We start from the raw sequence: 26,738 nt of genomic DNA, 5'->3' as shown, positions 1-26,738 counted from the left end.
GCTGAGATCGATGCCTAAGGGTCTTTCGGTTCAGGTGACTGGTCGACCGGTGGCAGGCTGAACGCGTATATCATTGCGATCAGGTTCAGCACCGCCAGCACGAAAATGGGCGTGACCGGGTCATGCAGATGCGCCACGGCGCCAAGAATGGCGGCGAACACGATGCCGACCAATCCGGCAATCACGTCCCCCAGTGCAACAAGGTAGGGACGTTCCTTTTCCTCGGTCAACTCGATCAGATAGAGGTAGCGACCGTAGATCACGCCATTACCTCCGACGGACAGCAGCAGGATCACCAGCGCGTAGAGCCAGACGTTCTGTGCGTAGCCCAGCATCGTGAACGCCAGCGCCAGAATGGCGGATATCATCGAAATCAGGCACCCTAGCCACATGACCGGCTTGACCGACATGCGCCCGCTGAGCCAGCCCCAGACGACCGAGCCGATCACGACACCTGCGCTGGCGGCCATGACGAAGTAGCTGAGCGAGTGTTTGGTGCCCACATGGTAGGTCGCCGCGTGGATGGTGTAGAACGGCATGGCCAGTTCCACCGAGATGAAGATCATACGGGCGGTCAGAAATTTGCGATACCAGCCCAGGGCCATGCCGGTTTTGAAGCCGGTGGCAAGCTCGGCAAGGGGCTTGGGCTTTTGTGCCGGTGCGGGTTTGGCAGCGTGTTCTTCCTCAAGCAGGCGGACACCGGCAAAGCTGATACCGGCGGCAAACATCGCGACAACACCGCACCACATGACGACGATATGGCGTTGCAGGGGTTCTTCTGAGGCCAGAAGATCCTTGGTGATCCAGACGATCACGATTGCCAGAACGCCCGAGATCGTGGCCTGGGCAAAGACCATCCGGTTGCGCTTGGCCTTGGGAACCGAGACGCCGTAGATCTGGCTGGTGCCGAGGCTGGTGATCCCCTGACACAGGCCCATGATGATCGCGGTAATCAGGAACAATGCGACCACCATGATCTGTGGCAGGTTGGTGGCAAACAACGCCACGACGGCCAGGATGGCCCCGGTCAGGATGTTTGGGATATAGACCGCCACTTTCGCGCGGGTCACGCGGTTGATGAAGGGCGAGACGAAGATTTCAGCGATCAGCCTTGCGCCGGTGACAAACGGCAGCAGCAGGCCTGCAACGAAGGTGGGGGCTCCAAGCGCAAGATAGAGGAATGGCAGAACCAGCCGGGGGTTGACCAGTTGCCCGCCGATCGTCGCCAGCGCGCCTGACCAGAAAATCAGCTGGTAGTTGCGGGCTTCAATCGGATTGGTGCCCTCGGGGGTGTCCGGTCGCTGCATCGGGTAATGACTCGGGTGTTCAGGTTTCGATACGGTTGTAACTTGCCATACTCGGTCACTTTTTCGCAAATCCCCCGAGTGTCGGAGTGCGGTGCCGGGCTGGATATAGATTTGAGGCAACGATTTCGGTTGCCTTGTGATCGGCGAATTCCATGCGACTTGCTTTGTGCGGCTATACATGGGCAGGTTGAGCCTGACGCCGGGATTTCAGGCGCAGAATGAAGTTGCAGGAGAGACAAGGGTGGGGCAGGCCATCAAGAAAAACGGGTCCGTCAGAGCTTTGGGCGCCATGTCCGGAACTTCCCTGGACGGGGTGGATGCCGCCGTGGTGGTAACGGACGGGCGCGAGATTCTCGGGTTTGGGGAAAGCCTGTACCGCGCGTATTCGGATGAGGAACGCACGCTGTTGCGCAAGGCACTGGGACGCTGGCACGGCCCCGAGGTCGACGCGGCGGAAGAGTTGGTGACCCGCGCCCATGCCGAGCTTCTGTCAGAGTTCGAAGAGGTGGACGTCATCGGGTTTCACGGACAGACCCTGGCCCATGCGCCGAAAACACAAGGGACGTTGCAGGTTGGCGATGGAGTTGGCCTGTCGCAGGCGCTGGGCTTGCCGGTGGTCTGGGATTTCCGCAGCGACGACGTGGCGATGGGGGGCGAGGGGGCGCCGCTGGCACCGTTCTTTCACTTTGCCTGCGCCAAATGGATTGGCGCGACCCGGCCACTGTGTTTCCTGAACCTTGGCGGGGTCGGCAACCTGACCTATGTGGATCCGGCCTGTGCCGGGCCAGAGACGCCGGGTGCATTGCTGGCTTTTGACACCGGTCCGGCCAACGCGCCGGTTGACGATCTGATGCAGGCGCGCTTGGGTCTGCCAATGGATCGGGACGGGGCCGTGGCGCGGGGCGGTACGGTGGAGACAGGCGCGCTTGAGCTGTTTCTGGCAGAGCCGTTCTTTGCCCGGATGCCGCCGAAATCACTGGATCGCAACGATTTTGCCGAGATGATTGAACTGGTCAGAGAGCTCGGCGATGCGGATGCAGTCGCAACCCTGACCGGAATGTGCGCGGCCGGTGTGGCGCAGGGGATGGAACATTGCCCGAAACCGCCCGAACGGGTGCTGGTTACGGGCGGCGGACGGCGCAATCCGGTGCTGATGAAGATGCTGAGTGTGTCACTGGACTGTCCGGTCGAACCGGTCGAGGCCGTTGGATTGGATGGCGACATGCTGGAGGCGCAGGCGTTTGCCTATCTCGCGGTGCGCGTCGCGCGGGGGCTGCCGACCTCGTGCCCGGGAACAACCGGGGTCAAGGCGTTGGTGGGGGGCGGGATTGTATCCTCGCCGTCCCGTGGGGTCGCGGTTGGCGGGTAAGGGGCGCTGCCCCTCGGCCTTGCGGCCTCACCCCGGGATATTTGGGGCCAGATGAAGAACGGATCCTAACGGCTAAGGCTTTGGGCGTAGTCCGAGGTGAATTCGGCATAGCCGTTTGACGTGGATTTCAGATGCGCCTGTGTCCAGCGGTGCAGTTCGGGCAACTGATGGAACGGGACGTTCGGAAACGCGTGGTGTTCCGCGTGGTAGGGCATGTTCCAGGCGAGAAAGCGGATCAGCCTGTTGGTGAAGGTGGTGCGTGAGTTTTCCAGCATGTTGGCGACGGGCGGGCAGAGGCCGTGTTCGGCCAACAGGTAGAGACGCAGGAACGGCTGGCCGATCAGAACCGGAAGGATCCATAGCCAGAAGAGGGTTGGGGAAAACAACAGGCTGAGGACCGCGAGGGTGTAGAGGGACAGGAGACAGCGCGCCTCGGCCCGGATTGCGCGATGCTGGCGGGCGGGCAGGTAGGGCGCGTCGATCCTGCCGAAAGCGTTTCGGAACATCACCTGTGCCATGCCGGACCAGTATGGCCAGCCGCTGAGGTAGACCGCAAGGCTGCGCCAGTTGTCCGGGCGGGGCTTGCCGTCGAGCTCGGGGTCATTCTGCGGGTGATTGGTCCATTTGTGGTGGGCCAGGTGGAAAAAGCGAAACCATGTGAAGGGCAGCGCGATGGGAACCGAGACCACGTGGCCGACCGCGTCGTTGAGCCATCCGGTCCGGAACGGGGTTTTGTGGGTGCATTCGTGGCTGAGCGTGAACAGGAAGACAAGAAGAATGCCCTGCGGCAAGAGCAGAACGGGCCAGAACGGGATTTGTGCAGCGATGCCGGCACTGGTTGCAGTCAGAACCCCAAGATAGATCAGAAGATGTTTCAACCCGAAGATGTCCGAGTGCCTTTGCAGACGGTCCTTTGTGTCTGCCGGGATGGAAGAGACGAGTGCGCGGTGATCCATGAGGTCAGCCGCGCAGGATGTCGAAGCCGGGTTCGGCCAGTTCGAAGCCTTCGAACTGAAACCCCGGCGAGACCGTGCAACTGACCAATGTATAGGCGCCGGTGCTGCGGGCGGATTGCCAGTGGTTTTCCGGCACGATCAGTTGCGGCTCACCCTCAGACAGATCGGGGGTGAGCAGGTGATCGGTGGCCGGGCCGTGGCTGGTTGCGCTCAGCGAAAGGACCAACGGCGCGCCGGCGTGGTAAAGCCAGATTTCGGTGGCATCGACACGGTGCCAGTGGCTGCTTTCGTCTTGCTGCAGAAGGAAATAGATGCAGGTTCCAGTGGCGCGGCCTGAATTGCTGGCGCGCCAGGTTTCCCGGAACCAGCCGCCTTCAGGGTGGCGCTGCATTTGCAGGTGATTGATGATCTCTTGTGCGGTCATTTGATCCTCGGATGTTCGGGTCAATTATGCACGGGATGGCGCAATCCGCTATGGCAATCGCAGGCACAGGCCATATGTTTGGCGCATGACCCTGACGATCCCCTTCGACAATTCCTACGCCCGACTGCCGGATACGTTTTTTGCGCGGCAGGCGCCGGTTCCTGTTCGAGCACCGCAGATGATCGCGTTCAATGCCGATCTGGCCAAAGTTCTGCGAATTTCTGCGGGTGATGTGCAGGAAATGGCCGAGACCTTTGCCGGAAACGCCGTGCCTGCAGGGGCCGAACCGTTGGCGCAGCTTTATGCCGGGCATCAGTTCGGGCATTACAATCCGCAACTGGGCGATGGCCGCGCCGTGCTTTTGGGTGAGACGGTCGGCACGGATGGGGTGCGCCGGGACATTCAGTTGAAAGGATCAGGACCGACCCCGTTTTCGCGGCAAGGGGACGGACGCGCCTGGCTGGGGCCGGTGCTGCGCGAATACGTGGTGTCCGAAGCCATGCACGCGCTGGGCATCCCGACGACCCGGGCGCTGGCGGCAGTGGAAACGGGTGAGGTCGTTCTGCGGGAAGGCCCGTTGCCCGGCGCGGTTCTGACCCGGATCGCGCAAAGCCATCTGCGGGTCGGCACGTTTCAGGTCTTTGCCGCGCGCGGGCAGTTGGACAGTTTGAAACGACTGACGGACTATGCGATTGCGCGCCATTATCCCGACGCAGAGGGTCCGATGGGCCTGCTGCGTGCGGTTGTCGACGCGCAGGCGCAACTGATCGCGGGCTGGATGAGTGTGGGGTTTATTCACGGGGTGATGAACACCGACAATTGCTCGGTTGCCGGAGAGACCATCGATTACGGGCCGTGTGCCTTCATGGACAGCTATCATCCGAACACGGTCTACAGTTCGATTGACCGGATGGGGCGGTATGCCTATTCCAACCAGCCCGAGATTGCCGTCTGGAATGTGGCGCAACTGGCCACATCGCTGATCCAGCAGATAGAGGACAAGGAAGCCGCCGTCGAGGAGGCGACGGAGATCGTGCACGCCATGCCCGAGCTGCTGCAGGCGAACTGGTTGCGCCGGTTCCGGGCCAAGATCGGTCTTGCGACGGCAGAGGACGGCGACCTTGAAATGATTTCCGACCTGCTGACACGGATGGCCCAGAACGGCGCCGATTTCACTAATACCTTCCGCGCGCTGGGCAGCGATGCTGCACGGGACCAGTTCACCGAGCGCGAGGCGTTTGACGCCTGGGCCGAAGGATGGCATGCGCGTCTGGCACGCGAGGCAGACCCGAAAAGCGTTATGGCAATGGCCAATCCGGCTTTCATCCCGCGTAATCACCGTGTCGAACAGATGATTCAGTCCGCCGTGAAAGGAGACTACGCGCCGTTTCACCGTCTGAATAAGGTACTGGCGAACCCATACGTGGATCAGCCCGATGCGGCCGGCTCGATGCGGCCCCCGACCGAAAGTGAGGTGGTCCGGGCGACCTTCTGTGGCACGTGAGCGCAGAGGCTAGGGTTTCGCCTGATACGGGTTGATCGTGTCCGGCCAGCGCCGTTGGTACTGGGTGACCAAAAGCAACACATCCGATTCAGGTAGTGCGGTTCGTGCATCGCTGATCATACGCAGGTTCAGGGTGTCGATTTCGTTTGCAGTGACGGGGCGGCCCGGATCATAGTAGACCGTCACCAAAAAGCTGCGCCCCTGTTTTGTCACAGACATGTCCCGCAAGGTTCCGCCGTCTTCGGCGATGGCTTCGCGCAGGGCCCGGCGCGCGGTCGCCAGATGTTCCGGGTTTGCGGTGACATTCGCCAGTTCTCCCAAACCGCCCCGGAACTCGCGAAAATAGGTACCGACAGCCAGCAGACAGAGCACCAGAACGATGATCGAGTCCCCGATCGGAGCGATGGGCGCAAGGGGGCCATCGCGGAACAGGTAGATGGCACCCAGACCCAGTCCGGCGGCGGCGGTGATCATACCATCAAAAAGCGAAGCGCGGGCCTCCAGACGCAGGATCGAACTGTTCTTTCCGGTCTTGCGCCAGGTGAAGTGATGAAAGGCCCAAAGGAAAAGACAGGTGGCCCCGATCATTGCGAAATACACGAACATGGGCGCGAAATTCAGCGGCTCGGGATCAATGCCGCTGAGGTAGCTGTAGATGTTCTTGATTGCGTTTGTGATGGCGAACAGGACAAGCCCCAGCAGTGACAGGGCACGGAAGGTGGAGAAGATGGCCTCGTCCGCCGCATATCCGAAGGGACGCAGCTTGTCGGGTCCTGCGCCGACGCGCTGGCTGATCCGGCGGCCCAGAACGGCAGAGCCGAAACCGATCAATGAAAACAGGCCATCCATCATGATGGCATTGGAGTTTGACAGGATACCGGCCAGAATACCGGCCCCGGCCATGAACAGGTTGCCCCACATGGCCACAAGCAGCGACCGACCTTCGAGGCGTTTCTTCTTGTCTGTGTCCGGCATTGCCATCCCGTTTTACCCCGAAGTAACATCAATCCGCTGCACAAATAGTCAATAGCGTGCATTTCGCCAATGATTTGAACTGCGCGGATATTGCACCGAAAAACAAGCATTCCGGGGTTGCACACGGGAACGGGCGACGCAATCTTAGAAGTCTACGACAACCGGAAGCCCATGACCCGTTCGCCGACCCTTCGACTTGCCAGTTACAACATTCAGAAATGCGTCGGGCTGGACCTTCGGCGTCAACCGCAGCGTATCCTTCAGGTTCTGGAGGGAATGAAAGCGGATATCGTGGTTTTGCAGGAGGCCGACAAACGTCTGCCACCCCGGCCTGCGGCGCTGCCGCATTTCATGCTGGACGAAGCTGGCTGGAACATTGTCGACCTGGGCGGCGCGGGCAGCCTGGGCTGGCACGGGAACGCGGTAATCTGGCGGGGTGACGCCATACAGGTGCGCAGCGCATCCCATCACGAGTTGCCGGGGCTGGAGCCGCGCGGGGCCGTTCAGGTGGAATTCGATACTCAGATCGGTCCGCTTCGGGTTATGGGGATGCATCTGGGCCTGCTGCCCGCATCACGCCGCCAGCAGTTGACGCAACTCAGGCGCAGCGATGCGGGGCAGAACAGTATGCCGACTGTCTGGGCGGGGGATTTCAACGAATGGTCGCGTCAGCCCGTGCTGGATCACCTGGTTCCGGGCATGCGGTTTCTGCCTCCGGTCGCAAGCTTTCCGGCGGCGCAACCCCTGGGCGCGCTGGACCGAATCGCGCTGGGCGGCGGCCTTGAGGCAATGCTGCACGGTGTACATAACGCGCGGCCGGCGCATATTGCGTCGGATCATCTGCCGGTCTGGGCTGACCTGCGGTCTGCAGTCTAGGGCGCACTGGAAAATCACCTGTGGCGCGCGCCGTGCAGACGTACTAAGACAGAAACCCGAACACTTCTGGGGGTCATCATGCCGGATACGATCATCACCCGATGCGAAGCCAAAGGGCTGCGCATGACGGGGCAGCGCCGCACAATTGCCCAGGTGCTGGAGGAAAGCGAAGACCATCCGGATGTCGAAGAACTGTACACGCGCGCCTCGGCCGTTGATTCCGGCATTTCCATTGCCACAGTCTACCGGACCGTCAAATTGTTCGAAGAGGCGGGAATACTGGAGCGGCTGGAATTCGGCGACGGACGCGCGCGGTATGAGGACGCCGAGCGCGATCACCACGATCATCTGATCGACATGCAGTCGGGCGAGGTGATCGAGTTCGTTGATCCCGAGATCGAGGCACTGCAGGAAAAGATTGCCGCCAAGCTGGGCTACAAGCTGAAAGGGCACCGGCTGGAACTGTATGGTGTTCCGCTGGAACAGGACTGACCCATCACGAAAAGCGATTGGTCGCTTCAAATCAATTCATTAAACCTGTCGTAATCCGGCTTGCGACGTCGCGAATGTTCCGGTTTTGGTGACTCACAGGCTCAGATTTTTTCAGCCCACCCAAACGGACACGCGCATGAACAACGTAAACGGCATATTGCTGATCATTGGCTCGATGGCGGCCTTTTCGCTTGAAGACATGTTCATCAAGCATCTGTCGACCAGTGTTTCGACCGGCCAGATCATGATTGTTCTGGGGCTGTTTTGCAGCCTTGTCTTCGTGCTGATGTCGTTGGCCACACGCAAACGCATCCTTGATCCGGTGGCGTGGCAGCCGTTGCCTCTGGCCCGTGCCGCGACCGAAGCGGTGGGGGCACTGACCTTTGTTACCGCCCTGTCGCTTGTCGACCTGTCCACAGTTGCAGCCGTGTTCCAGGCGATGCCGCTTGCGGTGACAATGGGGGCGGCGCTGTTTCTTGGGGAACAGGTAGGCTGGCGGCGGTGGAGCGCGATTGGCGTTGGCTTCATCGGTGTTCTGATGATCATTCGTCCCGGACTTGAAGGTTTCCAGCCCGAGTCCCTGTTTGTCGTGGCAACCGTGATTGCCATTGCGGCGCGGGATCTGATCACGCGGAAACTTGATGTTCGCGTCGCGTCATCTGTTGTGGCGCTGCAGGCCTACATCGCGGTGGCGTTTGCCGGTGCGGTTCTGATGGTGTTTTCGGCTCAACCGGTCATTCCGCTGCAAACGGCGCAGATCGGTCCTTATCTTGGCGCGATCGGGTTTGGCGTTCTGGGATATTATGGCATCGTAACCGCGATGCGGATCGGTGAGGCGTCGGCCCTGACGCCATTCCGGTACACCCGCCTGGTCTTCTCGATTGCCGCAGGGATGCTGATGTTCGGCGAACGTCCCGACCAGATGACACTGGCCGGTGCCATGCTGATCATGGGTTCCGGCCTTTACACCTTTGTTCGCGAGCGCCGTCTGGCGCGTGCCATGGCGGTTGCGGCCTGACGGATCGTCGCAGGTTGGCGCAAACAGGATGCTGTTAGCCCTAAAGGCCACCTGATTAGCGTGTTAGCGATAACATGACCGGTTTACTTTTCACCCGGTGATGGTATGAGGCGTGCAACTGAACGCAGCCACAGGGACGGGCCTTATGAGCACCATCATCGACATCCATGCACGTGAAATTCTGGACAGCCGGGGCAACCCGACGGTCGAAGTGGACGTGATCCTGGAAGACGGCACCATGGGCCGCGCCGCTGTGCCCTCTGGCGCATCAACCGGCGCCTATGAAGCGGTGGAAAAGCGCGATGGCGACAAGTCGCGCTATATGGGCAAGGGCGTTCTGGAAGCCGTCGCCGCCGTGAACGGTGAGATCGCGGAAGAACTGGTGGGCTATGACGCGACCGAGCAGGTGGCGATCGATCAGGCGATGATCGAACTGGACGGGACCGAAAACAAGGGCCGTCTGGGCGCAAACGCAATCCTGGGTGTCTCGCTGGCGACTGCCAAGGCCGCAGCGGATTTCACCACGCAGCCATTGTATCGCTATGTGGGCGGCACTTCGGCCCGTGTTCTGCCTGTACCGATGATGAACATCATCAACGGCGGTGAACATGCAGACAACCCGATAGACATTCAGGAATTCATGATCATGCCCACCTCGGCCGCGAATATCCGCGAAGCCGTGCGCATGGGGTCCGAGGTGTTCCACACGCTGAAACGCGAGTTGTCAGCCGCTGGTCTGGCCACCGGTGTCGGCGATGAGGGCGGCTTTGCCCCCAATATTGCGTCCACCCGCGAGGCTCTGGATTTCATCCTGCAGTCCATCGAAAAGGCAGGCTACAAGCCGGGCGAGGAAATCCACCTGGCGCTGGATTGTGCGGCAACTGAATACTACAGGGACGGCAAATACGTCCTGTCGGGCGAGAATATCTCGCTGACGTCCGAGGAAAATGCCGAGTATCTGGCGGCGCTGGTCAAGGATTACCCGATCATCTCGATCGAAGACGGCATGTCCGAGGATGACTGGGACGGCTGGAAAGCTCTGACCGACATGATCGGCGACAAGGTGCAGTTGGTGGGTGATGATCTGTTTGTAACTAACCCGGCGCGTCTGGCCGAAGGGATCGAGCGCGGTTGTGCCAACTCGATGCTGGTCAAGGTAAACCAGATCGGATCGCTGACCGAGACCCTGCGCGCTGTCGATATGGCGCATCGCGCACGCTACACCAATGTGATGTCGCACCGCTCGGGCGAGACCGAGGACGCAACCATCGCTGATCTGGCGGTTGCAACCAACTGTGGTCAGATCAAAACCGGCTCGCTCGCGCGGTCCGACCGGCTGGCCAAGTACAACCAACTGATCCGGATCGAGGAGTCACTGGGTGAGGTCGCGGAATATGCCGGAGCATCGATCCTGCGCTGAGTCGGAGCCCTTCGGCAAAAATAATAAGAATCCTGACTGAAGATCATTGCGGAGTCAGATGCTTTGGCCCGCGTGTCAAAAAAACATGTTCCTCCCTCGCCGATTAGGCGGGGGCGGGGTACGGCATTTCAGTGAATTGGGGATAGGTGCCTCGGACAAGAGTTCCCGTAGTCGCCCGGTTCATGCCATTCGGCAAGCAGCTTGGGAAATATGATTGTTTGACGGGTTTTGGCCGAGTTGTGGGGCGCAGCAGTGTGGTAGAACCGAGCTGATCAGCAATCGGGTCTATGTTCGCCCATCCAGGGCTTGGGAGAACCAGAGCGGCGTCAAACAGGTGCCAGATCGGTTGCTCATTCTATGTGTTACAAACGATAGGGCTTTTGATGGGGGGCGTTTTCAAGCTGCCGCCTTGCTGTCTGTTACTGGAGCATGTGGTGAAAATCTCAGTTCTCCGTATCGCTTTCAGGTTGTGGCAAAGGGGCGCGTTTTGTCGCGAAAGTGTAAATTTCGGGATGCGAGGACAGAAAATATTCAAAAAATCCGAGACGAAATTAGGAAAACGCTCGAAAAGTCCGATCGCTGGATCGTCTATGGTTATCAATGCTCTAGCAGTGAATATGCTGGTCAAAAGACCGCGAAAACAGACATATCGGCGGAAAATGGCCGAGTATTATATCGTTATGTGTGAACTTGTTCCTAACGGCGGTGTCTCAACATGAGTTATCCTGATTGCATTGCAGAAAGGAGCTCACGATGTCTGTATCAAAATTCCTTCTGATGGTTTCGGCCCTGTCCGTATCCTTCCTTGCGGCCTGCGCAGGACCCGATACCTACCCGATCACAGGGATGCAGGTGTCTCAGGATGACCCGGTTCAGGAAATGTATAACCCCGATGTGATCTTCCGCGGGGAAAGCCGCTAGAGCGTTCTGCTCATCAGCATATAGCGGTCGCGGGCCTTGAAGCCGCTGCGCAGGTAGAGTTTTTGCGCAGCGTCATTGGTGCGATCGACTTCCAGATGCAGGGCCGTCACTCCGGCCTCGGCAAGGGCTTTGGGCAGATCGTGCAGCACTTCGGAAGCGATACCGCGGCCACGCACGGCCGGGCGGATGTAGATTTCATCGACAAAGCCGTCCATGCCGCCGAACTCGACCGACCACCCGAAAGTCAGGATGATATAGCCCAGCGGCGCCCGTCCGGGGCCAATCAGGTAGATGCACCCATGCGGGATTCCTTCCAGCAGAGGACGCAGAGCTTCGCGCCGCTGGTCGGCATCCTGTTCAATTCCGGTCTCGGCATGGAATGCGGAAACCAGCGTCATCAGGCGGTCCAGGTCGTCCGGTCGGGCGAGGCGGAGTGCTGCGGTCATAGCCGGGCCAGCCTTTCTGTAAGCAGCGCAAAGAAACCATCAGCGTCCACATCGCCCAGGAATGTGGCGTTTGGTGCGCGGTCGGTCACGCCCCACCAATCTGCGACGGTCATGCCCATGGTCAGTTCCGAATGGGTTTCAATCTCGATATTGATGTGACGCCCGCTGAACAGGTCGGGACGGATCAGATAGGCGGTGACGCAGGGATCGTGCAGCGGAGCGCCTTCGCTGCCGTATTTGTTCATGTCGAACCGCTCGAAGAAATCAGTCATTTCGGCCACGGCGATGCCGACCTTGTTGCCGAGCGCACGGAAGGCGTCATTTCGGGGTCTGGTGACAAGTGCCTTGTGAGTGACATCCAGCGGCATGACGACGATAGGCCTTCTGGATTTGAACACGATATCAGCAGCTTCCGGATCGACGTGAATGTTGAATTCTGCTGTTGGGGTGATGTTTCCGACCTCAAAATAAGCCCCGCCCATCAGGACAATTTCCTGAACGCGGTCGACAATGTCGGGGGCCTTCTGAAACGCCGTTGCGATATTGGTCAGCGGACCCAGCGGGCAAAGCGTCACGGTACCCGGTGCCTGTGTACGCAGGGTATCGATGATAAAATCGACCGCGTGGCCTTGCGCCAGCGGCATCTGCGGGTCGGGCAGAACCGGGCCGTCCAAGCCGGTTTTACCGTGCACATGTTCCGCAGTGATCAGAGGGCGGTTCAGCGGGCGGTCGCATCCGGCATAAACGGGCACTTCGGTGTGACCAGCCAGTTCGCAGACGATACGCGCATTCTTGGCCGTCAGTTCCAGCGGCACGTTTCCGGCGACGGCGGTGATGCCCAGAACCTCGACCTCTTCGGGGCTGGCCAACGCCAACAGGATGGCGACGGCATCGTCCTGTCCGGGATCGGTGTCGATTATGATCTTGCGGGCGGTCATGCTCTGCCTCCGGGGGTGGTGAAGGTCGGACACTGACAAGCTGAGCGTGTCTTGTCCAGTTGTTTCAGGCCCCGTTTGTTGCGCTTACCGGCGGGAGTTTGCCATTGGCGCGGTGTTCCTCGATTTTCACCTCGTCCCACAGCGCATCCATCTCGGCCAGATCACTTTGGGTGGGCGTCTTACCGCGTTCGGCCAGCCGGGCTTCGACCTTTTCGAAGCGGCGGGTGAACTTGGCGTTTGTGCGGCGCAGGGCGGCCTCGGGTTCGATGCCTAAGTGGCGGCCAAGGTTGACGATCACGAACAGCAGATCACCGAATTCGTCCTCGAGCGCGTCGGCATCCATGCTGTCGCGCGCCTCTTCCAGTTCAGCGGCCTCTTCCGTGATCTTGGCCAACACGTGGCTGGCATCGGGCCAATCAAATCCGACCCGGGCGGCGCGTTTTTGCAGTTTATGGGCACGCAGCAGGGCAGGCAGGTTGGCCGCAACCCCGTCCAACGCGCCTTTCTGTTTCTTGCCTGCACGCTCTGCCGCCTTGATAGTTTCCCAGTCCGCTGTCTGTTGTTCGGCGGATTTATCGCGGGACTCGTCGCCGAACACATGCGGGTGGCGGTCGACCATCTTGTCCGACATGGTGCGCACCACGTCCTGAAAGGTGAAATGTCCGGCTTCTTCGGCCATCTGCGCGTGAAAGACCGATTGGAACAGCAGATCGCCCAACTCGCCCTTCAGCTCGTCATACGCCTCACGTTCGATGGCGTCAGCGACCTCGTAGGCTTCTTCGATCGTGTAGGGGGCGATGGTCGCGAAATCCTGTTCGATATCCCACGGACAGCCCGATTCGGGGTCGCGCAGGCGGCGCATGATTTCCAGCAAGCGCTCGATCCCAGCGTCAGAGTCGGTGATCAGCGGATTTTCAGCCATTGCGAAGCCCCTTGTTCCGGTGTCAGATGCATCCATCCCGCAGCTTGGATCAGGAGTCCACCCCCGATGCCCGTCGTCAACCGAATTGCCGATTTCTCTGCCGATATGGCCGCATGGCGCCAGCACCTGCATAAAATCCCGGAACTGGAGTTCGAATGCCATGAAACTGCCGCTTTTGTTGCGGACCGTCTGCGCGAGTTCGGCGTGGATGAACTGCACGAAGGGATCGCCAAAACCGGCATGGTCGCCATCATCAACGGGCAGGGTGAAGGGCCGACCATTGGCCTGCGTGCGGACATGGATGCGCTGCCGATCACGGAGGAGACGGGTGTCGCCTATGCCTCGACGAATCCGGGCAAGATGCATGCCTGCGGCCATGATGGGCACACGACCATGTTGCTGGGGGCCGCGCGGTATCTGGCCGAGACACGAAATTTCCGGGGGCGGGTTGCGCTGATCTTTCAACCCGCCGAGGAAGAAGGCGGCGGGGCCGGCGTGATGGTGGAAGAAGGCATCATGGACCGGTTTGACATCTCGCAGGTCTATGCGCTGCACAACGCGCCGGGCATTGCCGAAGGGGCGTTCCACACAACGCCCGGCCCGATCATGGCGGCGGTCGACACGTTCGAGGTGCATATACAGGGCAGGGGCGGCCATGGCGCGATGCCGCATGAAACCCGCGATCCGGTGATGGCGGCCTGCGGTATCGCGCAGGCGATCCAGACCATCGTCAGCCGCAATAACTACGCGTTGGATGATCTGGTGGTTTCGGTCACGCAGATTCATACCGGAACCGTGAACAACGTGATTCCCGACACGGCCTATATAAACGGCACCGTGCGCACCTTTGATCCCAATGTGCAGAAGATGGTGATGGAGCGGATGGAGCAGATCGTGCAGGGGCAGGCGGTATCCTACGGTGTCGAAGCGCGGCTGGACTATGACGTCAGTTACCCGGCCACGGTTAACGATGACGCCAAGGCGGTATTTGCGGCTGAAGTCGCCCGCGAGGTTTCCGGCGATGACCGGGTCACGGCCAATAGCGGGCGCGAGATGGGGGCCGAGGATTTTTCCTATATGCTGCAGGCACGTCCCGGCGCATATCTGTTTCTGGGACAGGGTGAAGGTGCAGGATTGCATCACCCGAAATACAACTTCAACGACGACATCGCACCGGTCGGGGCCTCATTCTTTGCCCGGATCGTGGAAAAGGCGCAGCCGCTGGGCTGACAGGGAGAAGACATGGCACTGGAAGACGCAAAAAACCAGGTGGATGAGGCGTTCACCAATCCCGACCTCAAGGGGTTGTCCTACGAGAACACGTTCGGGGGCGCGACCTCGTTCCTGCGGCGGCTGTATACCAAGGACCTGAGCGGAGTTGATATCGCCGTGACAGGCGTACCCTTTGATCAGGCCGTCACCAACCGCCCCGGCACTCGTCTGGGCCCGCGTGCGATCCGCGAGGCCAGCGCACTGCAATCGCCCGATGCGCCTTATGGCTGGCCCTTTGATGCGCTCAGCGAACTGGCCATCGTCGACTATGGCGACATGGCCTATGACTACGCCAACATCCCGGCCTTTCCCGACACGCTGACCGATCATATCCGCACCATTCTGGAGGCGAATGTCGCCTCGGTCACGCTGGGCGGGGACCATTACATCAGCTTCCCTATCCTGAAGGCCTATGCCGAGAAATACGGGCCGATATCGCTGCTGCAATTCGATGCGCACACTGACACCTGGGCCGATGACGACATGTCCCGCGTGGACCACGGCACGATGTTCTACAAGGCGGTGAAATCCGGGATCGTGGACCCGAAGCGCTCGGTTCAGGTGGGGATTCGCACACACAACGAGGATACGCTGGGCGTCAACATCATCGACGCGCGCGAAGTGTATGAGTCCGGCCCTGCCGCCGTGGCGCAGAAGATCAAGGGTATTCTGGGCGACAGTCCCGTTTACCTGAGCTTTGACATTGATGGGCTGGACCCTGCCTTTGCCCCCGGTACCGGGACGCCTGTCTGGGGCGGGCTGACCTCGATCCAGACGCAGATCATTCTGCGCGACATCGCCGGGATCAACATCAAGGGCGGCGATGTGGTCGAGGTTTCGCCTCCGTTCGACACCTCCGGCGCCACTGCGATTGCCGGGGCGCATGTGGCGACGCAGATCATTTGCCTGCTGGGCTGGAACAAGCTGGCTCCGGTTTAACATTTGGTTAGTCATACTTCCGGTATTTGCTTGATTGTATGACCGGGCAGAAGGGACAACAGGCATGGCAGATTTCAACCAACCGATCAGCGGCAATGATCTGGCCCGGTTTTCCGGGCCGAACACGTTCATGCGCCTGCCGCAGGCGGCCTCGCTTGAGGGGCTGGATGTGGCGGTTTTGGGTATTCCAATGGATATCGGCACCTCGTGGCGGTCGGGCACGCGGTTCGGGCCGAAACAGATCCGAAGTGAAAGCGCGATGATCCGGCCCTATAACATGGCGACATTCGCCGCGCCGTTTGACAGTTTGCAGATTGCCGATATCGGCGATCTGGCGATCAATACGTTTTCGCTGGCTGACAGTCTGACGATCATCAAGGACAGCTATGACGGCATTCTGGCGCAGAACGTGACCCCGGTGGCGATGGGGGGCGATCATTCGATCACCCTGCCGATCCTGCGCGCGATTGCGGCAAAGCACGGTTCGGTCGCCCTGGTGCATGTGGATGCCCATGCGGACGTGAATGACGAAATGTTTGGCGAGCGTGAGACCCATGGCACCGTCTTCCGCCGCGCCTACGAAGAGGGGCTGATCGTTCCCGACAAGACCTTTCAGATCGGAATTCGCGGGTCCGGTTACGCCGCCAGCGATTTCACTGAAGCGAAGGGATGGGGTTTCCGCCAATATCCGGCCTGGGAACTGTGGCAGCAGAACCTGACCGAGATCGGCTCGCTTATCCGCAAGTCTGTAGGGGATCATCCGGTTTACATCACCTACGACATTGACAGTCTGGACCCGGCCTATGCGCCCGGCACCGGGACACCCGAGATTGCGGGGCTAACCACACCGCAGGCGCTTCAACTGATCCATGCGCTTGGCGGCATGAATGTCGTGGGCTGCGATCTGGTCGAGGTTTCGCCGCCCTACGATCCGTCCGGCAACACGGCGCTGACAGCGGCGAACCTGTTGTTTGAATTGATCTGCATCCTGCCCGGTGTGACGTCACGATAACCGGGGGCGCATATTGCCCCGCATCGCGATCCGGCTAGGGTTTGTCAAAGGGTTGGGATCGGGATGACAAAGATGGTGCTGTGGCTTTGTGTTGCGCTGTTGGTTGGACTGGCGGCTTTCATTCGGCTGGCTCCGTCCGATCCCGTGACATGGCATGTCGCCCCGGTTGGTAACACGGACCGGGACATGAAAGGCGGCGTGTTGCGTGTGGTTGAAACCGGTCCGGACGGGTTGGCGCGTTTCGATACCATTGCAAGGGCCGCTCCACGGACAACGGTTTTGGCCGGGTCGGTTGGTGATGGAATGGTGACATATGTCACCCGAACACCGACATTAGGGTTTCCCGATTACACAACGGCACAGCAAGACGGAGACATCCTGCGCATTCACGGCAGATTGCGGTTCGGGCGTTCAGATTTTGGGGTAAACCAGGTTCGTGTCGACCGGTGGTTGGCTTTGTTGCAGCCCTGAGGACAGGCACCCCTCCTGCACCTCGCGCCACATGGGGACGTTCAGTGACATCTGGCATTGGGCCATGAACATGCGGCCATCGACTTGCAGGCAGATCATCTCTCCCAGTTCGACGCGGGTGCCGGATTTATCGGTGCAATAACAATCCTGAACCTTGCCGCCGGGGCCGACCACATCGGCCATGGCAGGTGCCGCGCAGAGGGCAAGAACAAGCACGATCCGTTTCATGAATAACAGCTTAGCACAAGGCTTGCCCTTGACCAAAGCCCCCGGATGATAGACACCCCGCGCATGATCCCAGAAGAACGCCTTGAACAGATAACTCAGCGATTCCAGTACCTCGAAGCGGCCATGGCAGATGGCGCGTCGGGCGGTGATATTGCGGCATTGGCCAAGGAATATTCTGACCTCAAGCCGGTGGTTGATCAGATCATGGCCTGGAGACAGCTCGTGGCCGATCTGGCCGAGGCAAAGGTGATGCTGGCCGACCCCGACATGAAGGAACTGGCCGAGGAGGAAATCCCGGCGTTGCAGGCACGTATTCCCGACGCAGAGCACGCGTTACAACTGGCGTTGTTGCCGCGGGACGCAGCGGATGCGCGCCCGGCGATGTTGGAAATCCGCCCCGGTACAGGCGGGGATGAGGCCGCTTTGTTCGCCGGAGACCTGCTGCGCATGTATCAGCGCTATGCCGAAACGCGGGGTTGGCAGTTCGAGATCATTGAGGAGCAGTCCTCCGATCTGGGCGGGATCAAGGAAGTGGTGGCGCATATCAAGGGTGACAACGTCTTTGCGCGCATGAAATACGAATCCGGTGTGCATCGGGTTCAGCGGGTTCCTGAAACCGAAAGCGGCGGACGAATTCACACCTCGGCGGCGACGGTGGCAGTTTTGCCCGAGGCTGAGGACGTGGATATCCAGATTGACGCGGGTGACATCCGCATCGACACGATGCGGTCTTCGGGGGCTGGTGGTCAGCACGTGAACACCACCGATTCGGCCGTACGGATCACGCACCTGCCCAGCGGCATCGTGGTAACCAGTTCCGAGAAATCCCAGCACCGCAACCGCGAGATTGCGATGCAGGTACTGAAAACGCGGCTTTACGATCTGGAGCGGCAGCGAATCGACAGCGAGCGTTCGGCGGATCGGGCCAGTCAGATCGGCTCGGGCGACCGGTCCGAGCGGATCAGGACCTATAATTTCCCCCAAGGTCGCATGACGGATCACCGTATCAATCTGACTCTGTATAAGCTGGATCAGGTGATGCAGGGCGATCTGGACGAGGTGATCGATGCGCTGACCGCAGATGATCAGGCGCGGCTTCTGGCCGAGATGGCGCAATGACCGGGGCGCAGACTGCGGCGCAGGCGATGGTGGCGGCAACTGCCCGGCTGCGCGCGGCAGGAGTTGAAGATCCGGCGCGGGACGCGCGGCTGTTGCTTGCTCATGCGGCCCGGATCGAAGCCAGCCGGGTCACTCTGATCGCGCCCGAGGAGCTGTCGCCGGATATCGCCGAGCGCTACGACCAGCTGATCTCGCTTCGGGCCATACGGATTCCGGTCTCGCACCTGTTGGGCGAGCGCGAGTTTTACGGCCGTCGGTTTCGCGTCAGCCGTGATGTTCTGGACCCGCGCCCCGAAACGGAAGTATTGATCGAAGCGGCCCTGAGCGAACCTTTTGACCGGGTGTTGGATCTGGGGGTCGGGTCCGGGTGTATTCTGATCACACTGCTGGCCGAGCGGCGCAGCGCAACCGGGGTTGGTGTCGACCTCAGCGAAGCCGCCTGTTTGCAGGCCAGCGCCAATGCGGTGCAACATCAGGTGCAGGCCCGCATCAATGTCTGGCATTCCGACTGGTTTGGGGCAGTTGATGGCATGTTTGACCTGATCGTTTCGAACCCGCCCTATATCTCGCTTTCCGAAATGGAGGAACTTTCCCCCGAAGTACGCGAACATGAACCGCGACTAGCGTTGACAGATGAGGGCGACGGGCTAGATGCGTATCGCCGGATCGCGTCATCGGCCCCGGATTTTCTGTCGCGGGGCGGACGTCTTCTGGTCGAAATCGGACCGACGCAGGCCAACTATGTGTCCGCGTTGTTTGATGCCGCCGGACTGGCGGAAATTCGTGTCATTTCCGATCTGGACGGGCGGGATCGGGTAATTGTCGCAAGAATGCCCGGTTAGGCCCGAAAACTGAGGCTGAAATGCGCCTGCGAAAGTAAAAAAGCTGCGAAATATCCGATAAACCCCTTGTCTGCGCGGGCAGGACATGCTTACTCAGAGTAGTCAGCGAGGCTGGCGCTTTTGCAGCGCACCCCTGACGCCAAGCCCAAAAAAGTCGATGACACGGTACGGGACAAGCCTCTGAGCAGCGTAAGGTACGGGTTGATCGACAGCGAATGACAAGGCTGACGTAAAATAAGATGAGATCTTCAAAATCCCGCTCGCGGGCCAAGAATAACCGCAATCGCCCTTCTGGTGGTAACGTCGTAAACCGGGTTTTCGACAGTTCAGGCCCCGAGGGCAAGGTGCGTGGCACGCCGCAACAAATCATTGATAAGTACAATCAGCTGGCGCGTGACGCTCAGTTGTCCAACGACCGCGTGGCGGCCGAAAATTTCCAGCAGCACGCCGAGCATTATCTGCGCATGCTGAGCGAAGCGCAGCGCGAGATTGATGCGCGCCGCGAAGAGCAGGAGCGCCAGAATCGCGAGCGCCAGGCCGAACGCGATCGCGAACGCGCCGAACGTCAGGAACGTGAAGCTGCCCGCCAGGCAGACCCGGCCGAGGCACCGCAGCCCGACGTGATGGATTTCGGTTCTGAGGAGGCAACGCCGGAATCGGGTCTGGTCGAGACGCCGGAAAGCAAAGAGGATGCGCCGGTCGCCGAAACGCCCGAGAAAAAGGAAAAACCCGCGCGCAAGCCCCGGGGCCGTAAGCCCAAGGCCGCGCCTGCACCTGCTGAAGAAGCGCCTTCAAGTGAAGGCGACGCGCCGGAAGCGGCTGAGTAAGCGCTCGTATCGGTTGAGAAGAAGCCCCGGGTTACGCCCGGGGTTTTTTGTTTCAGCCTTTGGAAACTTCACGCGCCAGCGCGCAGAAGGCTTCCAGAGGGACCTGTTCGGCCCGTTCCGTGGGCTGGATACCAGCAGCCAGCAGACGGTCCTCGATATCCGGGGCCACGCCTTTCAGCGAGGCGCGCAGCATCTTGCGGCGCTGGTTGAAGGCGGCGGCGACCACGCGGGACAGTGTTGCGGCATTTGCCGGGAAACGCGGCTCGGGCAGGGCGGTCAGGTGGACCACTGCGCTTGAAACCTTGGGCGGCGGAGTAAACGCGCCGGGCGGCAGGGACATGGCGATACGCGCCTCGGCCCGCCACTGGGCCAGGATAGCGAGGCGGCCATAGGCCTTGCTTCCGGGTTGGGCGACGATACGCTCGGCCACTTCGCGCTGGAACATAAGGGTCAGGCTTTGCCAGAACGGCGGCCATTCGGGCGGTGTGAGCCACCGCACCAGCAGTTCGGTGCCGACATTGTAGGGCAGGTTGGCCGCGATGCGAATCGGCGGGGTCAGATGGGCCAGAGGGTCGATTTCCAGAGCGTCGCCATTGATCACCTCAAGCTTGCCGGGATAGGCGGCAGCGATGTCGTTCAGGGCGGCGATACAGCGCGTATCTTTTTCGACCGCGACGACCTTGCGCGCGCCTTCGGACAGCAGTCCACGGGTCAGTCCGCCGGGGCCCGGGCCGATTTCCAGCACATCGCATTGGGCCAGATCCCCGGCCTGACGGGCGATCTTCGCGGTCAGGTTCAGGTCGAGCAGAAAGTTCTGACCCAGCGACTTACGGGCCGAGAGCTGATGTGTCGCGATGACCTCGCGCAGAGGGGGGAGGGTGTCGATTGCGCTCATGATCCGACTACCGTGGCGCGGGTTGGTGGGTAAGCGCCAGAGATTTTTTGCCTCCGGCGGGGATATTTTCGACCAGGTGAAGGATCAAGGGGTTTGTGCCATCTGTTGGGCAAGTTTCAGGGCCTCGATCAGGCTTGTGGGATTGGCGATTCCTTTTCCGGCGATGTCCAGTGCGGTGCCGTGGTCAGGCGACGTGCGTATGAAGGGCAGGCCCAGCGTTACGTTTACGCCCTTGTCAAAATCCAGTGTCTTGATCGGGATCAGGGCCTGATCGTGATACATGGCGATTGCGGCATCGTATCGGGCGCGGGCGGCGGCGTGGAACATCGTGTCGGCCGGATGGGGGCCGGTGACGGTGTAGCCGTTGGTTGGCAGGTCTTTCAGAAGCGGCGCGATCCAGTCCAGTTCTTCCATTCCCATTTTGCCGCCTTCGCCAGCATGTGGATTGAGGCCCGCCACCGCGATACGGGGGTGTGCGATGCCGAATTGACGGCGCAGACCGTCAGCCGTGATGGCAATGGTGTCGCGCAACAAATCTGGCGTCAGTTCGGACGGCACGCGGGACAGCGGGATGTGGATCGTGGCGGGCACGACGCGCAGATTGGAACTGGCCAGCATCATCACCGCGCGTTCCTGACCGGCGAGGGCCGCCAGAAACTCGGTATGACCGGGGAAGGAAAACCCGGCCCCGTCGATCAGGGCCTTTTTGTGAATGGGCGCGGTGCACAGGGCCGAAGCCTCGCCCGAGCGCACGAGGTTGACGCCCAGTTCAATGGCATCGATGATCGACGGCGCATTGTCCGGATCGGGATGGCCCGGTCGGTTGGGCGCGGGAAATTCCATGTGCAGCACAGGCAGGGCCTCGGCGCTGACGGCTTGCGCCTGCGATGGTGCGCTTATTTTTCGGATCGGGGTGCCTTTGGGCAGGTGTGCAGCGTCGCCGATATAGAAAAACGGGCAGGCGCCGCGCAATTGGGACCATGCGCCAGCGGCGATTTCAGGGCTGATCCCGGCCGGTTCCCCGCAACTGAGCGCAATAGGGGCGGTCATTGCGAGATGATGGTGGCATCGGCCTTCATCTGTTCCAGAAGACTGTCGGCAAAGGCTTGCAGGCGCTGCTGGGTCAGGGCATTCGCAATGTCCTGGCGCGTCGTGTCCTCGCCCCTGTCCAGAGTGCGGGTGCACAGCATCAGGAACATCAGGGTCTGCCCGTTGTTGCGGGTGAGCGTTGTCGACACCTCGTTGTTGTCCAGCTTGGCCAGTTCCAGCGCAACATCGCGCGGGATTTCCGACGGGGCCGCAGAGACACGATCCAGTGCTGCAGCCGGCTGATCCTTCGCGATGCCATAAAGGTCGTCGCAGGTGTCGATCTCTTCCTTCAGCCTGTTGGCCCGAGCCAGGGTTTCCGCGCTGCGCCCGCCGGGCAGGTAATACGCGGCATAGTCGATCTCGGAATAACGGGGCGCGGCGGTCGAAACCTCGCGAACGCCGCGCATCTGGAACAGGGCGACAGCATTGGGCAGCGACAGCGGCGCGGTGATTTCGCCGTTCTTGAGGCCCAGAAGCACCGGTTGCAGGGCCGGGGGCAGGTCGGTCAGGCCCAGCCATTCCAGCCTGCCGCCATTATCACGGGTAGCGGCGGCTGAGTACTGTGTGGCGGCGGCGGAGAAGGCGTCATAGCCTTCGAGTTTCGAGATTTCGTCAGCCAGGACCTGGGCCTGAGGCAGAGTTTGCGGGGTCACCGGGATGATGATTTCAGACAGCAGAACCTGCAGGCCGCCATTGCCGCCTTGTCCCAGTGCGCGGTTGATCTCGTCTTCCGAAGGGCGGGATTGGGAAAGAAAGCGTGTGCTGATGAACTCGCGCCAAGCCAGCTGGTTGGCGACCAGATCCCGCACGGTTTCGCGATCGACCCCTTCATTTTTGAGGGCATTGAGGAATTCGTCGGACGACAGCTGACCGCGGGATGCGAATTCGTCGATACCGACCTCAATGTCTTCGGGTGTTGCCGTGATGCCGGCATCCCGCAAGGCCTGGTTGCGCAGGCTGTCTTCGATCAAGGCTTCGCGCACCTCTTGGTCTGAACTGCCGGGAACGCCCAGAACGGTCAGCAATTGCTGGCGTTGCTGCAACTCGTACCAGGTGATGATGTCTTGGTTGACGCGGATCGCCGGCGAGAACAGGCTTTGGGCCGAGATCTGCCCGGCTGCGAGCGTGATGACCGCGGCAGCAAGCGCCGGAATGGCCCGCCTGATCCAGCCGGAAAGAATAAACCTTGAGAAACCTGATATCAGCTGCATGATCTTTTGTACTTCTTACCGCCGCCGTCGATGGCGTAACCTGTCAGGGCAACGGTAAACCCGAATTCCGTCGAAGGCTCAATACTTGATGTTGATGTGAAGCGTCGGCTGACGCTCATGTTAACCTGAACACATTCGTTCTGATAGGTCAGCCCAAACCCGTACCGGATCGGTTCGTCTTCGCTGAGGTCATAGCGCGCCTCGGCGCGGGTCAACCAGTTCTCGTCTATTCTGTAGCGCCCGTTCACCCAGAATTCTGAGATTTCGTCATCCACGTTCTCGTCCGGGTCCGGCTCCTGCCAGACATAGCTGCCGACGATTGCATCGTCACCGCGCGCCCATTGGCCACGCAGTTCGGCTTTTGCAAAGCTGAAATCGCCGTTGATCAGGCCGCGCCCGCCAATGGACCAGCCCTTGACCGTGTCTACCTGCCCGGCAATCAGCAAATCGGAAGACGTGCCCTGAAGACCGGATGTCAGGTTGAAGGCCGGGTCGGCATCGGCGCGGAAAACCTGACCTATCGTTGCCAATGCACGTGAGCCATTGATGCCGTACCGCGCCCAGTTGACGCCCACAACGCCGGTCGGTCCGTCTTCACGGCGATCGACTGCGGGAAAGCGGGACAGGGAAAGCAGATCACCCTGATCGAATTCCTGAAATGTACTTTCGTCAATCGGCACGTCATTGGTCGACACATGGGTCCACCCGACCTGAGCGATGGGTTCCAGCACCTGCGAGGCACCGGATGCTTCGCGGCGCTGCATCGGATAGCGCAGCGTCATTGCCGCACGAGGAGTGAGCCGGTTGACGTTATCTGCGAAATTGCTGTCGTGCCGGATGTTGAACCTGTCCACCGATGCACCGAACTGAGCGTCAGCCCGTAATCCGGTGGCGAATATCCAGCTGCGCAGCCACTCGGCGTCAACGGTGGCGCGCGCCACATCGCGCCCGGTGACATCGGCATCGCTGGTACGCTCGTATGCATGGCTGAGAAAAGACAGGCGGACTTCGCCTCCAACACTTTGGGGGAAGTATCGTTTCTGGTAGTTCAAGTCGAAAATCCGCGACGGGATTTCATCCTGATCTTCGCTGTCACGCAGCGTTTTATAGTGGATCAGGCTGGTCCTGAAGGCCGTATCCCGTTTGATCCGCTCAAGCGCGACTTCGCTGCGCAGGCGGTCATAATTGGGCAGGCCGTAATCCGCCAGATAGCCGTCGTCAGACGTGGTGTTGATGCTGAACAGGAACCGGAAGTCGTTCTTCAAGAGAAAAAAGCCATTTGCGAACAGATAGCCGCGATCCTGGTTCGGCTGTATGTCGTCGCGTGTGTAGGCCCCTTCGATGTTGATGCGGCCTGTTTTGAACGCTTGCCGGTACCGGTAGCCCAGCGTTCGTGTGCCCGAAGACAGGTACGGAGTCAGGGTCAGGTCCTTGTGGTCACCGAGCTTGAAGAAATACGGCACCTGAACGCCGGTCCCAAGCTGCGAGGTGGTTCGAATGGACGGTACAAGAAACCCTGTCGCGCGTTCCAGTGTTGGATCCGGCAGGCGCAAATACGGAAAGTAGAAGACAGGGAAATCCAGCACACGGAACTGTGCGCCTTCGAAATACAACTGCCGCTCCAACTGGTCGTGCGTGACCTTGCGGGCGCGAATCTGCCACAGTGGCGCACGACCGTCGGCACAAACATGGCAGGACGTGGCCGAAACCTTGCTGAGCTGCGTGTATCGACCAGCGGCGCGACGCGCCTCGACCGAGGCGATCTGGGTCTGTTGGTCGAACACCATACGTGCGCCGATCAAAAGACCATTCTGGATACCGTTGTCCAGTTCTGCCGAATCGGCCAGAATCGTGGTGCGGCCCTCCTGATCGATCCGGATCGGTCCCTGCAGTTCGAGCGAACCGGTTTCACGATCATAGATGATGCTGCTGGCCGTCAGTTTGATGTCGCCCTGAAACGCCTCGACATTGCCTTCGGCGATCAGCTTGCGATCCGGAGTGATAAAGATCTTGTCTGCGACCAGAAGGGCCGGAAGGTCCTGCGATTCAGCCGCTTGTCCGGCATCTGGTACAGGCGCGGACTGCGCTGTGGCGATAGCTGGCGCGCTGTGGATCAGCGCACCGGACAGCAACAAGGGTAGCAAGTGCCGCATCAGCCGTCCTCCGCGTGCAGCAACAGGCCCAGCGACAAAAGCAGCGCCGCAAAGGGTGGCGCCCAGGCCGAGACGTAGACCGGCAATTGTCCGTTTTCCCCCAGGATTTGTGCAAAATTACGGATGAAATACATGGCAAAGCCCAGTAGTACGGCGGTCAGCACAGCGATGCCTGTGCCGCCGAAACGCACGTGGCGCATGGTAAAGGCGGCGCCGATGAGGACCATCGAGACCAGAAAGAAGGGCCGCGCGAGCTCGGATTGCAGCCAGACCTCATATTGCTTTGTCGAAAACCCGGCCTCTCCCAGATCGTTGATCAGTTGCGGCAGATCATAGACTGAGACCGAGTCCTGCTGACCCAGCGAATCCAGGATGCGTTGCCGGGTCAGAGACGTGGGCAGGTCCAGCCGGTCATGCGTCACCGCATTCAATTCGGGGTTTTCGTCATCTTTCAGGGACCAGATCTTGGCGTCCTGCAGGACCCATCTGCCATCTTCCAGCCGGGCTTCGTCTGCAATGATCTGTTGTGTCGGTTTGCCGTTTTGACCAAAGGTGATGATCGTGACACCAGTCAGATGCAGGATGTCGTCATTCTCGGTGCCCTGCGCATGAATGACCGATTGCCCGTCCTCCGCCCCTTGCCGCAGCCACAGGCCATCACGGCTGATGGACAGGGTAGAACGGCCGTCGTTGCGGTAGCTGTCCGCCAGACGCCGGTATTCTTCGGACGTTGCCGCAGCGATCGGGTTCAACAAGGCCACGGCCAACGCACCGATGATCAGCGCCAGAACAACCGGTGCAGCCAGAGCGCGGATGCCGGATCGCCCGGTTGCACGGGTCACAACCAGTTCTGAACTGCGGGCCAGGCCAATGAACAGGGCAATGGTCGACAGAATAATCAGCAAAGGCAACATCTCGCTGATGGCCGCAGGCGTGTTCAGCAAAGTCAGCTGTAGCAGGCGCCCAAAAGACAGGTTGGAATCGTCAAAACGGCGGATCTGTTCGATCAGATCGATCAGAATCATCAGTGTCAGAAAAATGCCGCCAATGACCAGAAAACTTTGCAGGAATCTGCGGGCAAAATAACGGTCGAGGATCACAACAACGCCCTC

General features: G+C 60.3%; 28 protein-coding genes. 15 read left to right on the top strand and 13 right to left on the bottom strand.

Annotated elements, in window-relative coordinates:
- Positions 1-14: 14 nt before the first annotated feature.
- Entirely contained in the window at positions 15-1,307 is a 1,293-nt protein-coding gene (locus ACR3EQ_RS06195; protein WP_170610532.1) for an MFS transporter, read from the bottom strand.
- Between the two features lie 241 nt (positions 1,308-1,548).
- Between ACR3EQ_RS06195 and ACR3EQ_RS06190 the strand changes: the two genes are divergently transcribed.
- Positions 1,549-2,676 (top strand): anhydro-N-acetylmuramic acid kinase, encoded by a 1,128-nt coding sequence (locus ACR3EQ_RS06190; protein WP_480440526.1) that lies wholly within the window; start codon positions 1,549-1,551, stop codon positions 2,674-2,676.
- A gap of 65 nt (positions 2,677-2,741) precedes the next feature.
- Here ACR3EQ_RS06190 and ACR3EQ_RS06185 read toward each other — a convergent pair whose 3' ends face one another.
- Together ACR3EQ_RS06185 and ACR3EQ_RS06180 are read right to left on the bottom strand one after the other, a co-directional pair.
- The gene (locus ACR3EQ_RS06185) at positions 2,742-3,632 is read right to left on the bottom strand and encodes a fatty acid desaturase (protein ID WP_480490096.1); all 891 of its coding nucleotides are present in this window, start codon (positions 3,630-3,632) and stop codon (positions 2,742-2,744) included.
- 4 nt (positions 3,633-3,636) lie between these two features.
- Complete coding sequence (locus ACR3EQ_RS06180; RefSeq protein ID WP_170610541.1) at positions 3,637-4,056, bottom strand: cupin domain-containing protein; 420 nt, start codon at positions 4,054-4,056, stop codon at positions 3,637-3,639.
- 85 nt (positions 4,057-4,141) lie between these two features.
- On the opposite strand from ACR3EQ_RS06180, the gene ACR3EQ_RS06175 reads away from it, so the two are divergent.
- Positions 4,142-5,560, top strand: a complete 1,419-nt coding sequence (locus ACR3EQ_RS06175) for a protein adenylyltransferase SelO (protein WP_480490094.1) — start codon at positions 4,142-4,144, stop codon at positions 5,558-5,560.
- A 9-nt stretch (positions 5,561-5,569) separates the two neighbouring features.
- Here ACR3EQ_RS06175 and ACR3EQ_RS06170 read toward each other — a convergent pair whose 3' ends face one another.
- On the bottom strand, positions 5,570-6,535 hold the full coding sequence (locus ACR3EQ_RS06170; protein WP_170610546.1) for a cation transporter: 966 nt from the start codon (positions 6,533-6,535) through the stop codon (positions 5,570-5,572).
- Positions 6,536-6,706: 171 nt separating this feature from the next.
- On the opposite strand from ACR3EQ_RS06170, the gene ACR3EQ_RS06165 reads away from it, so the two are divergent.
- The 6 genes from ACR3EQ_RS06165 to ACR3EQ_RS06140 all read left to right on the top strand — a co-directional run bounded on the left by ACR3EQ_RS06165 (position 6,707) and on the right by ACR3EQ_RS06140 (position 11,262).
- Positions 6,707-7,411 (top strand): endonuclease/exonuclease/phosphatase family protein, encoded by a 705-nt coding sequence (locus tag ACR3EQ_RS06165; RefSeq protein WP_170610549.1) that lies wholly within the window; start codon positions 6,707-6,709, stop codon positions 7,409-7,411.
- A gap of 78 nt (positions 7,412-7,489) precedes the next feature.
- On the top strand, positions 7,490-7,903 hold the full coding sequence (locus ACR3EQ_RS06160; RefSeq protein WP_170610551.1) for a Fur family transcriptional regulator: 414 nt from the start codon (positions 7,490-7,492) through the stop codon (positions 7,901-7,903).
- 136 nt (positions 7,904-8,039) lie between these two features.
- Positions 8,040-8,921, top strand: coding sequence for a DMT family transporter (locus ACR3EQ_RS06155; RefSeq protein WP_170610554.1), 882 nt, complete (start codon positions 8,040-8,042; stop codon positions 8,919-8,921).
- Between the two features lie 145 nt (positions 8,922-9,066).
- The gene (gene eno, locus ACR3EQ_RS06150) at positions 9,067-10,341 is read left to right on the top strand and encodes a phosphopyruvate hydratase (RefSeq protein WP_170610557.1); all 1,275 of its coding nucleotides are present in this window, start codon (positions 9,067-9,069) and stop codon (positions 10,339-10,341) included.
- Positions 10,342-10,555: 214 nt separating this feature from the next.
- Positions 10,556-11,029 (top strand): hypothetical protein, encoded by a 474-nt coding sequence (locus tag ACR3EQ_RS06145; RefSeq protein ID WP_170805560.1) that lies wholly within the window; start codon positions 10,556-10,558, stop codon positions 11,027-11,029.
- Positions 11,030-11,094: 65 nt separating this feature from the next.
- Positions 11,095-11,262, top strand: coding sequence for a hypothetical protein (locus ACR3EQ_RS06140; RefSeq protein ID WP_170610563.1), 168 nt, complete (start codon positions 11,095-11,097; stop codon positions 11,260-11,262).
- Here ACR3EQ_RS06140 and ACR3EQ_RS06135 read toward each other — a convergent pair.
- The 3 genes from ACR3EQ_RS06135 to mazG all read right to left on the bottom strand — a co-directional run bounded on the left by ACR3EQ_RS06135 (position 11,259) and on the right by mazG (position 13,568).
- Positions 11,259-11,708: a GNAT family N-acetyltransferase gene (locus tag ACR3EQ_RS06135; RefSeq protein ID WP_170610566.1), complete on the bottom strand. Its 450-nt coding sequence runs from the start codon at positions 11,706-11,708 to the stop codon at positions 11,259-11,261. The genes ACR3EQ_RS06140 and ACR3EQ_RS06135 overlap by 4 nt on opposite strands.
- Positions 11,705-12,646: a nucleoside hydrolase gene (locus ACR3EQ_RS06130; protein ID WP_480490092.1), complete on the bottom strand. Its 942-nt coding sequence runs from the start codon at positions 12,644-12,646 to the stop codon at positions 11,705-11,707. The genes ACR3EQ_RS06135 and ACR3EQ_RS06130 overlap by 4 nt, the downstream gene beginning before the upstream one ends.
- A 64-nt stretch (positions 12,647-12,710) precedes the next feature.
- A complete protein-coding gene (gene mazG / locus ACR3EQ_RS06125) occupies positions 12,711-13,568 on the bottom strand; it encodes a nucleoside triphosphate pyrophosphohydrolase (RefSeq protein ID WP_170610572.1) in 858 nt (285 codons plus the stop codon).
- A gap of 66 nt (positions 13,569-13,634) precedes the next feature.
- Between mazG and ACR3EQ_RS06120 the strand changes: the two genes are divergently transcribed.
- The 4 genes from ACR3EQ_RS06120 to ACR3EQ_RS06105 all read left to right on the top strand — a co-directional run bounded on the left by ACR3EQ_RS06120 (position 13,635) and on the right by ACR3EQ_RS06105 (position 17,262).
- Positions 13,635-14,798 (top strand): M20 aminoacylase family protein, encoded by a 1,164-nt coding sequence (locus tag ACR3EQ_RS06120; RefSeq protein WP_170610575.1) that lies wholly within the window; start codon positions 13,635-13,637, stop codon positions 14,796-14,798.
- 12 nt (positions 14,799-14,810) lie between these two features.
- A complete protein-coding gene (gene speB, locus ACR3EQ_RS06115) occupies positions 14,811-15,779 on the top strand; it encodes an agmatinase (protein WP_170610578.1) in 969 nt (322 codons plus the stop codon).
- Between the two features lie 64 nt (positions 15,780-15,843).
- Positions 15,844-16,791, top strand: a complete 948-nt coding sequence (gene speB / locus ACR3EQ_RS06110; protein ID WP_170610581.1) for an agmatinase — start codon at positions 15,844-15,846, stop codon at positions 16,789-16,791.
- Between the two features lie 63 nt (positions 16,792-16,854).
- Positions 16,855-17,262: a DUF1499 domain-containing protein gene (locus ACR3EQ_RS06105; RefSeq protein ID WP_170610584.1), complete on the top strand. Its 408-nt coding sequence runs from the start codon at positions 16,855-16,857 to the stop codon at positions 17,260-17,262.
- On the opposite strand, the gene ACR3EQ_RS06100 is transcribed toward ACR3EQ_RS06105, so the two are convergent.
- Complete coding sequence (locus tag ACR3EQ_RS06100) at positions 17,203-17,490, bottom strand: hypothetical protein (RefSeq protein WP_170610587.1); 288 nt, start codon at positions 17,488-17,490, stop codon at positions 17,203-17,205. The two genes, ACR3EQ_RS06105 and ACR3EQ_RS06100, sit on opposite strands and share 60 nt — an antisense overlap.
- A 63-nt stretch (positions 17,491-17,553) precedes the next feature.
- Here ACR3EQ_RS06100 and prfA point away from each other — a divergent pair, with 63 nt between their 5' ends.
- The 3 genes from prfA (at position 17,554) to ACR3EQ_RS06085 (ending at position 20,278) form a co-directional block, all read left to right on the top strand.
- Entirely contained in the window at positions 17,554-18,609 is a 1,056-nt protein-coding gene (prfA, locus tag ACR3EQ_RS06095) for a peptide chain release factor 1 (protein WP_480490090.1), read from the top strand.
- On the top strand, positions 18,606-19,451 hold the full coding sequence (prmC, locus tag ACR3EQ_RS06090; protein WP_480490088.1) for a peptide chain release factor N(5)-glutamine methyltransferase: 846 nt from the start codon (positions 18,606-18,608) through the stop codon (positions 19,449-19,451). The genes prfA and prmC overlap by 4 nt, the downstream gene beginning before the upstream one ends.
- Positions 19,452-19,690: 239 nt before the next feature.
- Positions 19,691-20,278, top strand: a complete 588-nt coding sequence (locus tag ACR3EQ_RS06085; protein WP_170610596.1) for a DUF4167 domain-containing protein — start codon at positions 19,691-19,693, stop codon at positions 20,276-20,278.
- 52 nt (positions 20,279-20,330) lie between these two features.
- On the opposite strand, the gene rsmA is transcribed toward ACR3EQ_RS06085, so the two are convergent.
- The 5 genes from rsmA to lptG all read right to left on the bottom strand — a co-directional run bounded on the left by rsmA (position 20,331) and on the right by lptG (position 26,726).
- Entirely contained in the window at positions 20,331-21,173 is an 843-nt protein-coding gene (gene rsmA / locus ACR3EQ_RS06080; RefSeq protein ID WP_170610598.1) for a 16S rRNA (adenine(1518)-N(6)/adenine(1519)-N(6))-dimethyltransferase RsmA, read from the bottom strand.
- Between the two features lie 84 nt (positions 21,174-21,257).
- Positions 21,258-22,223, bottom strand: coding sequence for a 4-hydroxythreonine-4-phosphate dehydrogenase PdxA (gene pdxA / locus ACR3EQ_RS06075; RefSeq protein WP_170610600.1), 966 nt, complete (start codon positions 22,221-22,223; stop codon positions 21,258-21,260).
- Positions 22,220-23,473 (bottom strand): peptidylprolyl isomerase, encoded by a 1,254-nt coding sequence (locus ACR3EQ_RS06070; protein WP_170610603.1) that lies wholly within the window; start codon positions 23,471-23,473, stop codon positions 22,220-22,222. Before ACR3EQ_RS06070 ends, pdxA begins: the two co-directional genes overlap by 4 nt.
- Positions 23,464-25,626, bottom strand: a complete 2,163-nt coding sequence (locus ACR3EQ_RS06065) for an LPS assembly protein LptD (protein WP_170610606.1) — start codon at positions 25,624-25,626, stop codon at positions 23,464-23,466. Before ACR3EQ_RS06065 ends, ACR3EQ_RS06070 begins: the two co-directional genes overlap by 10 nt.
- Positions 25,626-26,726: an LPS export ABC transporter permease LptG gene (gene lptG, locus ACR3EQ_RS06060; protein ID WP_170610609.1), complete on the bottom strand. Its 1,101-nt coding sequence runs from the start codon at positions 26,724-26,726 to the stop codon at positions 25,626-25,628. Before lptG ends, ACR3EQ_RS06065 begins: the two co-directional genes overlap by 1 nt.
- Positions 26,727-26,738 lie beyond the last annotated feature (12 nt).

The organism is Ruegeria sp. AN11 (assembly GCF_056536005.1).
The sequence above is the reverse complement of the archived record's forward strand: the minus strand, read 5'-3'. Positions and strand labels throughout refer to the sequence as shown.